Below are 13806 nucleotides of genomic sequence, written 5' to 3'. Positions count from 1 at the left end.
GGCGACGCCATAACCGGAATTTGGCACAAATCTCAGCCCGCGGTGAGGCGTCGGAGGAGGCCCCTAGAGGAGGCCGAGGGCTCGGACGGCGTCGCGCTCGGCGACGAGCTCCGCCACCGACGCGTCGATGCGGGAGCGCGAGAACCCATCGATCGCGAGGCCCGGCACGATCCGCCACTCGCCGTCCACCGACCGCACCGGGAACGACGAGATCAGCCCCTCCGGCACGCCGTAGGACCCGTCGGACACCACGCCCGCGCTCGTCCAGCGGTCGCCCGTGCCGTTCACCCAGTCGTGCATGTGGTCGATCGCCGCGCTCGCCGCCGACGCGGCCGACGACGACCCGCGCACCTCGATGATCTCGGCGCCGCGCTTGGCCACGCGCGGGATGTACTCGTCGGCGAGCCAGCGCTCGTCCACGAGGTCCGTCGCGGGGCGCCCGTCCACGGTCGCGTGCGAGATGTCGGGATACTGGCTCGCCGAGTGGTTGCCCCACACGATCACGCCATCGACGGATCGCACCGGCACGTGCAGGTGCCGCGCCAACTGCGCGACGGCGCGGTTGTGGTCGAGCCGAGTCATCGCCGTGAAGCGCTCGCGCGGCACGTCCGGCGCGTGCGCAGCGGCGATCAGCGCGTTCGTGTTGGCCGGGTTGCCGACGACGAGCACGCGCACGTCGGAGGCGGCGACCGCGTTGATCGCCTCGCCCTGCGGACCGAAGATGCCGCCGTTCGCCTCCAGGAGGTCGCTGCGTTCCATCCCGGGGCCGCGCGGCCGTGCACCGACGAGCAGGGCGACATTGGCGCCGTCGAAGGCGACGCGCGGGTCGTCGGTCACGTCGACGGAGTGCAGGAGTGGGTACGCGCCGTCCTCGAGCTCCAGCGCCATGCCCTCGGCGGAGCGCACGCCGGCCGGGATCTCGAGCAGCCGCAGCCGCACGGGAGTGTGCCGTCCGAGCAGCTGACCGGAGGCGATGCGGAACAGCAGCGCGTAGCCGATCTGGCCGCCCGCCCCGGTCACGGTGACGGTCACGGGGGAGGATGCGTCGCTCACGCTGCCGAGCCTAGACCGAGCGATCGGCCGTTGCGCAACCCCCGTCTCCGTTGCGGTCCCTCGGCGTACGTTGTGGCCATGACGTTCGATCCGAATGCCGACATCAGCGGCGGCAAGGTCAGCCGCCGGGGCCGCACGACCGGGATCGCCGCCGGAGGCGTGGGCCTCGGCGCGATCGCCGTGTTCCTCATCTCGCAGCTCTTCGGGGTCGACCTGAGCGGCATCGTCGGTGGCGGTGCGAGCGGCGGGACGCAGCAGATCGGAACCGGCGACCAGGCCGTCAGCTGCTCGACCGGCGCGGAGGCCAACGCGAGCATCGACTGCCGGATGCAGGGTGCGGCCGCCTCGCTCGACACCTACTGGGCGCAGGAGGCCCCGCAGCTGGGCGCCTCCTACGCGTCGCCCCAGTTCGTGCTCTTCACCGACCAGACGAACACCGGATGCGGCGGCGCGACGAGCGCGGTCGGCCCGTTCTACTGCCCGCCCGACCGCACTCTGTACGTCGACACCGGCTTCTACGACGAGCTGCGGTCGCGGTTCGGCTCGAGCGGCGGTCCGCTCGCCGAGATGTACGTGGTGGCGCACGAGTGGGGGCACCATATCCAGAACATCGCCGGCATCTCGGAGCAGCACACCAGCCGCGAGACCGGCCCGGCGTCGGACAGCGTCCGCACCGAGCTGCAGGCGGACTGCTTCGCGGGCAGCTGGGTGGGCGCCGCATCCACCACGAAGGACGAGAACGGCCGCACGTTCCTCGAGCCGATCACCGACGCGCAGATCGCCGATGCGCTGAGCGCCGCCGCGGCCGTCGGTGACGACCGCATCCAGAAAGCGTCGACCGGCCGTGTGAACCCCGAGGGGTGGACGCACGGCTCGTCGGAGGAACGGCAGCGCTGGTTCACGACGGGGTACCGCCAGGGCGCGGCCGCCTGCGACACGTTCTCGGTTCCGGGCGCCCGGCTGTAACGGCGTCGCGCGGGGCTCGCCCTGCGAACGTCGATCGAGCGCGGTGGCCCGGCCTGACCCCCGGCGGCCGATAGCCTCGACCCATGCGCAGCCTGTACCCCGAGATCGAGCCCTACGACACCGGGATGCTGGACGTCGGCGACGGCCAGCAGCTCTACTGGGAGGTCAGCGGCAACCCGGAGGGCAAGCCGGTGGTGTTCCTGCACGGCGGCCCGGGCGGCGGGACGACTCCCGCGCATCGCCGGCTGTTCGACCCCGAGCGGTATCGCATCGTCTTATTCGACCAGCGGATGTGCGGCCGCAGCCTTCCGCACGCCAGCGAGCCGGAGGCGGACCTCGCCGTCAATACGACCTGGCACCTGGTGGACGACCTCGAGCGGCTCCGCGAGCACCTCGGAGTGGAGCGCTGGCAGGTGTTCGGCGGGTCGTGGGGCAGCACCCTGGCGCTGGCCTACGCGGAGACGCATCCGGAGCGGGTCACCGAATTGGTGCTGCGCGGGATCTTCACCCTGCGGGCACAGGAGCTCGACTGGTTCTATGAGGGCGGCGCGGCGGCGCTGTTCCCGGACCTGTGGGAGGGGTTCCTCGAGCCGGTCCCCGCGGGCGAGCGGTCGCGGCTGATGCGCGCGTACAGCCGGCTGCTGTCCGACCCGGATCCGACGGTGCACGTGCCGGCGGCGGTCGCCTGGTCGCGCTGGGAGTCGTCGACCATCACGCTGCTGCCGCGGCCGGAGCTCGTGGAGTCGTTCACCCAGGACGCCTACGCCGTCGCCTTCGCGCGCATCGAGAACCACTTCTTCGTCAACGGCGGCTGGTTCGAGGAGGGCCAGCTGATCCGCGACGCGACGAAGCTTGAGGGCATCCCGACCGTGATCGTGCAGGGACGCTACGACGTGTGCACGCCGCCGATGACGGCGTGGGACCTGCACCGCGCGCTGCCGGAGGCCGAACTGCGGATGATCCCGGATGCGGGGCACGCGTTCGACGAGCCGGGCATCCTGGACGCGCTGATCGAGGCGACCGACCGCTTCGCGGAGGAGCGCCCGGACGAGCCGGCGGAGGAGCCCGCCGGAGAGCCGGCCGAAGACGCCGAGGGCTCAGCCGGCTAGTGCCGCGAGCGCCTGGCGCAGCTGCGTCGACGACGTGGTCATCGTGTACGGGAAGTACACCACCTCGACACCGACCGCGGCGAACTCGCGCTCCAGCCGCATCCCCTTCTCGGTGCCGCGCCAGTCGTCGCCTTTGAAGAAGACGTCGAACCGCAGCTCGCGCCACATGTCGAGCTTGTCGGGGACCGTTTCGGCGACCGCCTCATCCACCCAGGCGATGCTGCGGACGATCTCGAGCCGCTCCGCGAGGGGGACAACCGGCGTGATGCCCTTGGTCAGTTCGAGCATCTCGTCGGAGACGACCCCGGCGATCAGGTAGTCGCACTGGCTCTTGGCGTGCTTCAGGATGTTGAGGTGTCCGATGTGGAACAGATCGAACGCCCCCGCGGCGTAGCCGACGCGTCGGGTCACGTGTTTCCCCCTCGGGTTGAGACTTCCTCACCATTCTGTCGGAATAGTGAGAATTTGTCACCCGCGGGTATCCGGGATCACGCCTCCCGCGACGCCCCCAATAGAAGGGGGGCGATGCGCTGCACGAGCGGATCGATCTGGCCGATCGCGGCGCGATATGCCGCATCGCCCCGGCCGTACGGATCGAGGATGTCGCCCTCGTCGTAACCGCGCCGCGTCGGTGCTCCGAGGGAGCGCACGCGGAGCGCCGGGCGGTGCGCCGCCGCCCACGCCACGAGCTCTCGGGGTGCCAGCCCGCCGGGTGCGCCGGCCGCGGCATCCGCGAACTCGGTCATCGTGAAGGTGCGGCGGACCACGCGCGGCTCGTGCTCGGTGACCCAGCCGAGGTGCTGCTGCGTGGCGGTCAGGATGAGGTCGGAAGCGGCCAACTTCCCAGTATCCGCCTGGCGTGCGGCGAATCCGGCCACGTCGATCCCCCGGTCCTCCAGCAGGCGGTCCATGGGGGGATTGACCGGCCAGCCGCGCTCGGCGTGGGTGCCGGCCGAGGACACCTCGAAGCGGTCGTCACCGGCCAGCGCGTGCGCCATCAGGAACTCCATCGCGGGGGAACGGCAGATGTTCCCGGTGCAGACGGTGAGGATGCGGAACGGGCCGGAATCGGGCATGCAGCCATTCTCCCGGAAACCTCACATGGTTCGTCCGCGGCCACCGCGCCCGGGCGCTGGGCCACCCGAATGGGGGGTCATCTCGCCCTCCCTAATAACAGGTAGATGAGGTAAACTCAGCGAATTTGTTCGCCACGCCGCCGAATCGCGTGTTAGCGTCTCTCCAACTCCGCGCAGAAGGCCTGGTCTCACCTCTGTGTTTTTCTGTTCGCGAACTATCAGTATTGGAAGACAGTCCATGGTCCGCAAGGCCAGACACCGCCTCACCAACACCGCAAAAGCCCCCAACAACAACCGAATCTCGAAGCGCAACATCCTGGTCGCATCGACCTCGACACTGGCCATCGCCGGTCTCGCCGTCGTGGGCCTGCCCGCGCTCACCGCCTCCGCGGCGCCCTCCAGCTACGTCGTCAGCAGCCAGCTGGTGAACGACGACTTCTCCCGCGTCACCGCGGGCGGCTGGGGCAGCGCACCGCTCGGCGGCGCCTACAAGACGACCGGCACCTCGGCCTTCTCGGCCAACGGGACGTCCGGCAGCATGGCCCTTCCCCGTCCGGGGACGTCGCTGACCGCCGCCCTCCCGTCCGTCACGGCCGCCGACGTCACGACCGCTGCGACGATCGACGTCCCGCGCCTGCCCACCAGCGGCAACGGCATCTTCGCCGGCGTGCAGACGCGCGTGGCCGGCGGATCCCACTACCAGGCGAACGTCCGCGTGAACGCGGCGGGCGCGATGACCCTCACGATCATCCGCGTCAACGGCTCCACCGCCGACCAGACCACGGTCGGCACGGAGACCCGCGTCGCCACCGGCGTCAAGGCCGGCGCGGCCGTGCGCCTCGAGTTCCAGGCCACCGGATCGAACCCGGTGCATCTGCAGGCGCGCGCCTGGCTCGCCGGTCAGGCGACCCCGGGCTGGCAGGTCCAGGCGGACGACTCGAGCGCGAAGCGCCTGATGACCGCGGGCACCCTCGCGGCCTGGTCGTACGTCTCCGGCTCCAGCGCCGCCCAGCCGGTCGCTTTCGACTCGCTCACCGCGGCGAAGCTGAAGCTGGCCGACCCGACGACCTCGCCGACGCCCACGCCGACGACGTCGCCCACCCAGACGCCGACCACCACGCCGACGCCGACCCCGACGCCGACGCAGACGACTCAGCCGGCCCCGCCGGCCACCGGTCCGACGCCGACGGCTCCCGCGGGTGACCCGAGCATCGACACCTCCGGCACGCGCTTCGCGACCGGAGCGGCCGCCATCGGCACCACGTCCTACGCGGTTCCCGCGGGCGCCGTGGTCGTGGCCCCGGCCGGGTCCGACAGTGCCGCAGGCACCGCGTCCGCGCCGTTCCGCACGGTTCAGCACGCCATCGACGCGGCGCCCAGCGGCGCGACGATCGTGCTGCGCGCCGGCAACTACCACGAGTCGCTCACGGTGCCCGGCACCAAGAAGCTCACCATCCAGTCGTACCCGAAGGAGGCCGCCTACCTCGACGGCAGCTCCGTGGTGAGCGGATGGACGCAGAGCGGTTCGACCTGGGTCGCCGGAGGCTGGAACCACGTCTTCGACTCCAGCCCGACCTACGACCGCGGCGCGCCCGACGGCACCTCCGCCGGCTGGCAGTGGCTGAACCCGTCGTACCCGATGGCGTCGCACCCCGACCAGGTCTGGATCGGCTCCGTCGCGCAGCGCCAGGTGGCGAGCCGTTCGCAGGTGCAGCCCGGAACGTTCTTCTACGACACGACGGCCAAGGCGCTCGTCCTCGGCACCAACCCGGCCGGCCAGCAGGTGCGCGCGAGCGACCTGCAGAAGGCGATCAGCGTCGGCTCCGCCGGCTTCACGCTGAAGGGCGTCGGCGTCCGCCGGTACGCACCGTCGGTGCCCGACATGGGCGCGGTCACCGCGTACAAGGGCGGAGCACTGTTCGAGAACGTGGCGTTCACCGACAACGCGACGACCGGTGTCTCGCTAGGCGGCGACGGCAACACGCTGCGCTCGGTCACGGCGGCGCGCAACGGCCTGCTCGGCGTGCACGCGAACTACTCCGACCACCTCACCCTCGACCACGTGCTGGCCGCGGGGAACAACGCGGAGCACTTCAACACCTCGCCCGTCTCGGGCGGCGTGAAGATCACGCGCTCGCGCATCATCGACGTCCGCAACAGCGCCTTCGTGCGCAACCAGTCGCACGGCCTGTGGATGGACGAGTCGGTGTACGGCATGACCATCGCGCACAACGACTCCATCGGCAACGCCGGCAACGGCATCGTGCTGGAGATCTCGGCCACCGCGTCCCTCGTGGACAACGTGTCGTCGCGCAACACCTCGGCGGGCATCAAGCTGAACGACATCAGCAACGCCAAGGTGTGGAACAACACGCTGACCGACAACGCGCGCAACCTGGACATCACGCAGGACTCGCGTCGCGGGAACAACCCGAACGACGCCGGTCACGACCCGCGCCAGGCGTTCCCCGACCCGACGATGACCTGGATCACCGGCCCGACCACGATCCGGAACAACATCGTCTCGGGAGGAACGGGCAACTGCCTGCTCTGCGTCGAGGACTACTCGCACACGTTCTCGGCCGAGACCATGCACGTGACGAGCGACTACAACCTGTACCGCCGTCCGTCCGCCTCGGCGCCCACCTGGGCGGTCATCTGGTCGCGCGGCGCCGGGAACCCGGCCGTCTACACGACGTTCGGAGCGTTCACCTCGGCGAGCGGGCAGGAGGCGCACAGCACGATCGCGGAGAATGCTCCGACGCTCGCGCCGTCGCAGCTGCTCGCCACGGTCACCAGCCCGGGCACCGGGCTCCCGTCGGACATCGCAGCTCTGGCCGGCAAGCCGGCCGGCACGGTGCACGTCGGCGCCTGGTGATCACGGCCTGACGCGGACCGCGGTCCCGAGGGAGGCGTTCCCGGCCCATCCGGCCGGGAGCGCCTCCTTTCCGCATTCCGGGCCGTGGGGTGCCGGAAAGGGAGGAGATCGACGGACGACACGCCGCGCGCAGCGGGGAACGGACGATCGGCGCACCGGTCGGGCGCGACAACTCCTCCGTTTCCGGCGCGGCGGAAGGGTGCCGCCACGACCGCGCAGCAGCTGATCGTGATGAGCGTCAGAGCACATCCCTTCGGCCGTCGCCGGACACTTCAGCCCGGCGGCGGCCGAGGTCGTGTGTGACGTACCAGAGGTTCGGCAGCACCTGGCAGAGCGCGACGCTGATCGCGGAGCCGACGATCGGGCCGCCCGCGCCGATGACGCCGATCAGCCACCACGACAGCACCAGGTTGAGCGGCACGCTGGCGAGGATCGGCCAGACCTGGAAGGTGAGGCCGCGCTTGTCGGTCATGTACATCCCGGCCGGGTACTTCGCCGCCTGCAGGGCGACGAACACGACGAAGCCGCCGACCAGCCACGGGTCGAGAGTGAAGCGGTCGCCCGCGATGAAGTGGGTGAGGAGCGGCGAGATCGCCGCCAGGACGAGCCCGAGCCCGAGACCGCCCGCCAGGAACCACAGGGTCGGCTTCATCGGCGACTCGATGCGGGACTCCGACCGCGCCTTCGCATAGATCGGCCACAGGGCGACGCCCGCCGCCGCGATGGTCTGGACCACCAGGCCGAAGAGCTGCGAGGCGAGGTTGTACTGCGCCAGTTCGGTGCCGGTGGTGAGGTGGCTGAGCAGCAGCCGGTCGGTCTGCATCGCGATCGGCAGGGCGATCATCTGCACGAGCATCGGCCACGCGACGCCCATGGCAGGCACGCCGGGGTAGCGCCGGGGGAACGGCACCTCGCGGAGGGCGTGGCCGATCTGCGGACGGATCAGCCGGGCCGCCACGATCAGGCAGATCAGCGACGCAAGGCCGTTCGCGATGTAGGAGAGCACCGCGAGGAAGCTGCCCGCCGGTGCGGACAGCGCGACGAGGGTGGCGAGGCCGAGGAACATCGCCGGGGCGACGACCGCCTGGCTCGCCGTCTGGGTGCTGGTGCGGCCGAGGCCGACGAGCACCCGCGAGCCGACGGTGAGCGGGAGCACGAGTGCGAACGTCGCCAGGCAGAGGAAGGCCGCGAGGCTGCCGCCGTCGGGCAGCAGCGCGCCGCCCAGGATGGCCGGCCACCAGCCGAGCAGCGAGATCACGATGCCGACGGCGACGATGCACGCGGCGGACATCAGCAGGATGCGGAAAGCGGTCACGATCGTGCTGCGAACCAGCCGGTCGGAGGCGGGCTTGTCCGATCCGGCGACGGCGTTGATGACGACGGCGGCGATCCCGAGGTCGGCGAACGGCAGCAGGGCGGGGAGCGCCGCCAGCAGACCGTACTGGGCGTAGGCGTCGGTGCCGAAGTTCTGGATGATGAGCCGGCTGTTCACGATGCCGATCAGCCCCGAGATGCCCATCACGAGCACCTTGACGACGGCGGTCGAGCCCACGGCCCGCACCATGCCGTTGCGCTTGCCGCGCGCGGCCTTCACCGTGGTCATGCGGCCGCTCCGTCGTCGAACAGCGCACGGCCCGCGGCGAGCCGTCCGTCGACGGCGGGCAGGGCCGAGCGGATCTCGTCGGCGGTGCGGTGGCGGCCGAGGGCGGCATCCACCCCGTCGGCGATCCGCGCCGCGTCCGCATCGCCCGGCAGCACGATGTGGCCGGCGTCGATGAGGAACTCGGCGATGCCGGTCTCCGAGGTGGTCACCACCTCGCAGCCGTGCGCGAGCGCCTCCACCAGGGGCAGGCCGATCTGCTCGCGCCAGCCGCCGACGCGTCGGGACGGCAGCACCAGCACGTGCGCGCGCAGGAGCTCGGTGTGGATGACGTCGCGCGGCGGGTCGACGAGCAGCCGGATGGAGGGATCGTGCGCCGCGGCCGCCTCCGCCTGCTCGAGCATGCCGCCGGAGCCGATCAGGGTGAGCGTCGCCCCGTCGCGGCGGGAGCGGATGGCGGGCCAGGCGGCCAGCACGTCGCCGAATCCCTTGCGCGGCGAGAAGGAGCCGAGGAAGACGACGCCGTCGGGGTCGCGCAGCACCGTGCGGCCGTGGCCGCAATGGCACGGGCTGGGCAGCGCCTCGACCGTGAGCTGCCGGTGGGGACGGCGGGCGAAGCGCTCGCCGTAGAGGTCGCGGGCGCCCGGCGTGCCGTAGACGACGGTGTCGAGCCGGTGCCAGACGTAGGCGGCGAGCATCCGCTCGAGGGTGCGGCGAACACGGCTCCGGAAGCGCGGCGGGCGCTCGGCGAACGGGTCGAGGTTCTCGATGGCGTACGTCGCGACCTGGGCGCGCGGCGCGCCGAACAGGCGCTTCACGGCGAGCGTCGCGAGCACGGCCGCGGTGCGGGGAGGGAGTCGAGGTACAGCGGCTCGTCGACCTCCACCCGGGTGATCCGGCTGCGCAGGGTCATGCGGGCGGCGCCGAGCGTCCCCGCCTGTGCCAGCTCGAGGCCGGTGGCGAGCTGCGGGTCGAAGTCGTAGCGCTTGACGCGATAGACGATGGCGGCGGGGTCGAGTTCGTGGGCGCGCTCGAGGTGCACGCTGCGCACCTGGTCGTACAGTCGCACGTGCTGATGGTGAAGGGTTGGCGCTTCGCTCGCCACGGGCCGCTCCGGGTCTGGTCGGGGCCCTCGAGTCGGGTCTCGGGCCTCTGGAGCCGAGTCTAGGCAGCCGGACGGCAAATAACGAGGCTTTCTCACAAATGCACCCAGTGTTGGGGGTCCTCCTGGCTGTGCACGCCGCCCGGCCATAGGGTGGGTCGCACCATGAGCGAGCCCGAGCGAATCGTCGTCCAGCAGTCCTTCCCCGACCCGCGGCCCACCACCAACCCGTACATCGTGATGCTGCGCGACGCCCTCTCCTCGACCCCGGGCCTCGAGGTGCGCACGTTCTCGTGGCGGCGCGCCCTGCTCGGGCGCTACGACGTCTTCCACGCGCACTGGCCCGAGATCCTCGTCTCGGGCCAGAGCCCGCTGAAGGCACTCGTCCGGCAGGGCCTGACCGTGCTGCTCATCCTCAAGCTCCAGCTGACCCGGACCCCCATCGTCCGCACGGCGCACAACCTGCACCTGCCGGAGGGCATCTCGCGGCGGGAGCGCGGCATCCTGCGCTGGTTCGACCGGCGCACGACGCTGCGCATCCGGCTCAACCCGACCACGCCGTTCCCGCCCGGCACCGCGTACGAGACGATCCTGCACGGTGACTACCGGGAGTGGTTCGGCCGCTACCCGCGGCCCGAGCGCGAGCGTGGCCGGCTCGGGTACTTCGGTCTCATCCGCCGCTACAAGGGCGTCGAGCAGCTGCTCGAGGTGTTCTCCCGCGTGCCCGGCGACGACCTCCGGCTGACGGTGGCGGGGAAGCCGTCGAGCGACGAACTGGCGGCGACCGTGCGCGAACTCGCCGCCGGGGACCTGCGGGTGGAGGTGCGGCTCGCCTTCCTGCCGGACGCCGAGCTCGCCGACCTCGTCGGCCGGAGCGAGCTCATCGTGCTGCCCTACCGCGACATGCACAATTCGGGCGGAGTGCTGACCGCCCTCTCCCTCGACCGCCCCGTGCTCGTGCCGGACAACGAGACCACGGCGGCGCTCGCCGAGGAGGTCGGGCCGGACTGGGTGCGGCGCTACGCGGAGCTCACCCCCGAGGTGCTGCGGGAGGCGGCGGATCGCGCCGCGGGCATCGAGGGTCACCCCGACCTGAGCGCGCGATCGTGGTCGGACACGGGTCCGCAGCACGAGGCAGCGTACCGGCGGGCCATCGGGCTGGTCCGGCGCCGCCGTGGGCAGGCGGGCGTCAGCTCCTGAACCGCGCCTCGCGCACCAGCCGGCCGTTCGCGGCGGCCTGACCGAGGAGGTCAGGCGCAGGCCGCGGGCGGCGTAGCCGGCGGTCACCTCGGCCAGCAGCGCGGCGTGGTCGACGCTCGGGGCGGGTCCGTCGTCGACCCCGTCGACCGCGTCGGCGTGACCGTCGTGGCCGAGGATGATGGCGCCCCGCTCGGCGGCCAGCGCCAGGCGCAGGCGCTCGTCGTGCGGCGCGTCCCGCCAGTCCGCGAGGGTCGGCCCCCACAGCACCGGCTCCATCCCGGCCGCCTTCACGGCGCGCCAGGAGCGCAGGCTCTGCGCGCCGTACGGAGGCCGGAACCAGCGCACGCTGCGTCCGGCCAGGTCCTCCAGCTCGGCGCGCGCGTCGCGCATCCGCCCGGCGAGTGACTCGGGCGGCAGCGTCGTGAGCCGGCGGTGGTCGGGCCCGTGCAGGGCGAGCTCATGGCCGGCGCCGAGGATCTCGTCGAGGAGGCCCGGATCGCGCCGGGTGCGAGAGAGCAGCACGAAGAAGGTCGCGGTCGCGCCGGCGTCCGCGAGCGCCGAGAGCACGCCCGCGGTGCGGAAGGACGGGCCGTCGTCGAAGGTCGCCACGACGATCGGCTCGTCGGTGCGGACCCGCATGACAGACCCGATCGGCGCGCCCGCGCGACGGACGAACGCGATGGCCCGGCTCCGGGCGCTCACGCCTGCTGCCCGTCGCTCGTGCGCGCGTACTCCTGATACACGCCGCCGAACGCCGCCCACACCATCCCGGCCCCGCGGTAGGCCGCGCGTGAGCCGCGGGCCTGATGGCCGGGGGACCGGAGCAGGAGGCCGACGGCCGTGCGGGCCACGCCGAGCACGACCCGTCCGGCGCCGCCGAGCGCCGCTCGGGCTCGGGCCAGCGCCCGCCCGGCCGATCCACCCGCCAGCCGCACGCTCACGACCGCCGCCGAGTTGCCGTGGCTCCACGCCCGGCGCAGCACCCAGCGGCGGCTGATCCGTGCCGCGGGGACGAGGTCCGTGATCACCGACTCGTCGCACCACACCATCCGGTACCCGGCGCGGCCGAGCTGCCGGCTGAAGAGGGTGTCCTCGCCGCCGCTCAGCCCCAGGTCGAGGGCGAAGCGGATGCCGCTCTCGCGGACCTGGTCGAGGTCGAGCAGGAGGTTGCCCGCTGCGGCGACGGTCAGCGGCGTCCCGGTCGGGAGGGAGCGGCGCACGAAGAAGCGCCCCTCCTCGATCCAGCGGCCGGGCGGCCGCTCGAACTCGGCGACCACACGGCCCGCGACGAGGGCGGGCTCCGAGATCCGCCACACCCGGATCAGCTCGCGCAGCCAGCCCGGATGCGGGTGCTCGTCGTCGTCGATGAACGCCAGAAGCCGCGATCCGGCGGCCTCGTCGAGCGCGCGGTTGCGGGCGGCCGCGATGCCCGGATGCGGCTCCACGACGTACCGGACGCCGGCCTCCTCGGCCGCGGCGCGCCCGCTCCCGCCCGGGTCGTTGTCGATCACCAGCACGGAGGTCTCCGTAGCGCCCGCCGCATCCACCTCCTCCGCCTGGGTCCGCAGCAGGGGCAGCAGGATGCGCAGCTCCCCGGGCCGGTGGAACGTCGGCACGGCGATGGTCACGGGCAGGCGCTGGTCGGTCATCGAGTACCGGTCCTCCGGTCGGGTGGCGGAGTCACCATGCTCACACAGGTATAGGCTTCACGCCAGCGCCCGGACGGGGCGACCGGCTGAGGGGGCACGATGACGTTCGACGGGCTCGCCGTGATCGTCGTCGGCTACGGCTCCTCCGGCCTGCTCGCGCGGAACCTCGCCCCGCTGACCCGGCGGCTCGACGGCGCCCGCACCGTCGTCGTGGACAACCGGACGACCGACGACGAGCGCTCGGCGATGCGGCGGCTCGCGGCGGCCGAGGGCTGGGAACTCGTCGAGCCCGAGAGCAACCTGGGCTTCGGGCTCGGGATGAACGCGGGCGCCGAACGCGCGCTCGCCGCCGGCGCGACCCGGCTGCTGCTGCTCAACCCGGATGCGAGCATCGAGCCCGAGGACGTCACGGCGTTGCTTGCCTCGGCCGGAGGCGACCCGCGCGTGCTGCTCGCTCCGCGCATCCTGAGGCCGGACGGCTCGGTCTGGTTCGACGGCTCCGACCTGCACCTGAAGGACGGGCGCATCACCGCATCCCGCAAGCGCGAGCAGCTCGGCCTGACCGCTGCCGATGTGGAGCAGTGGCTGAGCGGCGCCTGCCTGCTGGTCACCGCCGAGCTCTGGCGCGCCATCGGCGGGTTCGGCGACGGCTACTTCCTGTACTGGGAGGACGTGGAGCTCTCGTACCGCGCCCGCCGCGCCGGCGCCCGGGTGGAGGTCGTGCCGCAGGCGACCGCCGTGCACGCCGAGGGCGGCACCCAGGGCGACGGGCATGCGTCGAGCGGCGAGGCCAAGTCGGCCACGTACTACTACTTCAACATCCGCAACCGCCTCGTGTTCGCGGCGCGGAACCTCGACCCGGAGACGGTGCGGCGCTGGCGGCGGGCGTCCCTGCCGATCGCGTACGAGGTGCTCCTGCAGGGCGGCCGGCGCCAGTTCCTCCGCTCGACGGCTCCGCTGCGCGCGGCGTTCCGGGGCGTCCGCGACGGGCTGCGCGCCTCCCGCGGCCGTGCCCCTCGGGAAAGACCCCCAAAAAGGGGAGCAACAGTTGAGGATTTCTCGTCATAGACTGAGGGGGCAACAGAGACCCGACCCTGGTGCACACCGAAACCGACGACCGCGGATTCTCGCCCGCTGACCCGGTTTTGTCTCCGTCGTCGGGACTCTCCGTAC

General features: G+C 72.1%; 13 protein-coding genes and 1 pseudogene. 6 read left to right on the top strand and 8 right to left on the bottom strand.

The features are described from left to right. Nucleotides 1-63: 63 nt before the first annotated feature. Entirely contained in the window at nucleotides 64-1032 is a 969-nt protein-coding gene (locus tag ACQ86M_RS12680; protein ID WP_431247886.1) for a malate dehydrogenase, read from the bottom strand. A gap of 99 nt (nucleotides 1033-1131) precedes the next feature. Between ACQ86M_RS12680 and ypfJ the strand changes: the two genes are divergently transcribed. Continuing rightward, entirely contained in the window at nucleotides 1132-2019 is an 888-nt protein-coding gene (gene ypfJ, locus ACQ86M_RS12675) for a KPN_02809 family neutral zinc metallopeptidase (protein ID WP_431245712.1), read from the top strand. Between the two features lie 83 nt (nucleotides 2020-2102). Beyond that, nucleotides 2103-3128 (top strand): prolyl aminopeptidase, encoded by a 1026-nt coding sequence (gene pip / locus ACQ86M_RS12670; protein ID WP_431245711.1) that lies wholly within the window; start codon nucleotides 2103-2105, stop codon nucleotides 3126-3128. On the opposite strand, the gene ACQ86M_RS12665 is transcribed toward pip, so the two are convergent. Further along, on the bottom strand, nucleotides 3117-3539 hold the full coding sequence (locus ACQ86M_RS12665) for an adenylyltransferase/cytidyltransferase family protein (protein WP_431219022.1): 423 nt from the start codon (nucleotides 3537-3539) through the stop codon (nucleotides 3117-3119). The two genes, pip and ACQ86M_RS12665, sit on opposite strands and share 12 nt — an antisense overlap. 77 nt (nucleotides 3540-3616) lie before the next feature. Beyond that, on the bottom strand, nucleotides 3617-4204 hold the full coding sequence (locus ACQ86M_RS12660) for a hypothetical protein (protein WP_431245710.1): 588 nt from the start codon (nucleotides 4202-4204) through the stop codon (nucleotides 3617-3619). A 238-nt stretch (nucleotides 4205-4442) separates the two neighbouring features. On the opposite strand from ACQ86M_RS12660, the gene ACQ86M_RS12655 reads away from it, so the two are divergent. After that, entirely contained in the window at nucleotides 4443-7082 is a 2640-nt protein-coding gene (locus tag ACQ86M_RS12655) for a right-handed parallel beta-helix repeat-containing protein (RefSeq protein ID WP_431245709.1), read from the top strand. A 238-nt stretch (nucleotides 7083-7320) separates the two neighbouring features. Here ACQ86M_RS12655 and ACQ86M_RS12650 read toward each other — a convergent pair whose 3' ends face one another. From ACQ86M_RS12650 to ACQ86M_RS12640, 3 genes are read right to left on the bottom strand one after another with little or no spacing between them, the layout of a single operon-like run. After that, nucleotides 7321-8685, bottom strand: a complete 1365-nt coding sequence (locus tag ACQ86M_RS12650; protein ID WP_431219020.1) for a lipopolysaccharide biosynthesis protein — start codon at nucleotides 8683-8685, stop codon at nucleotides 7321-7323. Then, nucleotides 8682-9518 (bottom strand): glycosyltransferase family 4 protein, encoded by an 837-nt coding sequence (locus tag ACQ86M_RS12645; protein WP_431245708.1) that lies wholly within the window; start codon nucleotides 9516-9518, stop codon nucleotides 8682-8684. Before ACQ86M_RS12645 ends, ACQ86M_RS12650 begins: the two co-directional genes overlap by 4 nt. Beyond that, complete coding sequence (locus ACQ86M_RS12640) at nucleotides 9497-9751, bottom strand: hypothetical protein (protein WP_431247925.1); 255 nt, start codon at nucleotides 9749-9751, stop codon at nucleotides 9497-9499. Before ACQ86M_RS12640 ends, ACQ86M_RS12645 begins: the two co-directional genes overlap by 22 nt. 198 nt (nucleotides 9752-9949) lie before the next feature. Between ACQ86M_RS12640 and ACQ86M_RS12635 the strand changes: the two genes are divergently transcribed. After that, entirely contained in the window at nucleotides 9950-10984 is a 1035-nt protein-coding gene (locus ACQ86M_RS12635) for a glycosyltransferase (protein WP_431245707.1), read from the top strand. Between the two features lie 105 nt (nucleotides 10985-11089). Further along, a complete protein-coding gene (locus ACQ86M_RS12630) occupies nucleotides 11090-11389 on the top strand; it encodes a hypothetical protein (RefSeq protein ID WP_431245706.1) in 300 nt (99 codons plus the stop codon). Here the strand turns inward: ACQ86M_RS12630 and ACQ86M_RS12625 are convergent. After that, a pseudogene (locus ACQ86M_RS12625) lies at nucleotides 11312-11623 on the bottom strand (polysaccharide deacetylase family protein); the annotation flags it as partial. The gene ACQ86M_RS12630 and the pseudogene ACQ86M_RS12625 sit on opposite strands and share 78 nt — an antisense overlap. A 59-nt stretch (nucleotides 11624-11682) precedes the next feature. Then, entirely contained in the window at nucleotides 11683-12633 is a 951-nt protein-coding gene (locus ACQ86M_RS12620; protein ID WP_431245705.1) for a glycosyltransferase family 2 protein, read from the bottom strand. Between the two features lie 99 nt (nucleotides 12634-12732). On the opposite strand from ACQ86M_RS12620, the gene ACQ86M_RS12615 reads away from it, so the two are divergent. Beyond that, nucleotides 12733-13701, top strand: a complete 969-nt coding sequence (locus ACQ86M_RS12615; protein ID WP_431245704.1) for a glycosyltransferase family 2 protein — start codon at nucleotides 12733-12735, stop codon at nucleotides 13699-13701. Nucleotides 13702-13806: the final 105 nt, after the last annotated feature.

Origin of the sequence: Leifsonia xyli subsp. cynodontis (genome assembly GCF_050632205.1) — a bacterium.
GTDB classification, from domain to species: Bacteria; Actinomycetota; Actinomycetes; order Actinomycetales; family Microbacteriaceae; genus Leifsonia; species Leifsonia xyli_D.
The sequence above is the reverse complement of the archived record's forward strand: the minus strand, read 5'-3'. Positions and strand labels throughout refer to the sequence as shown.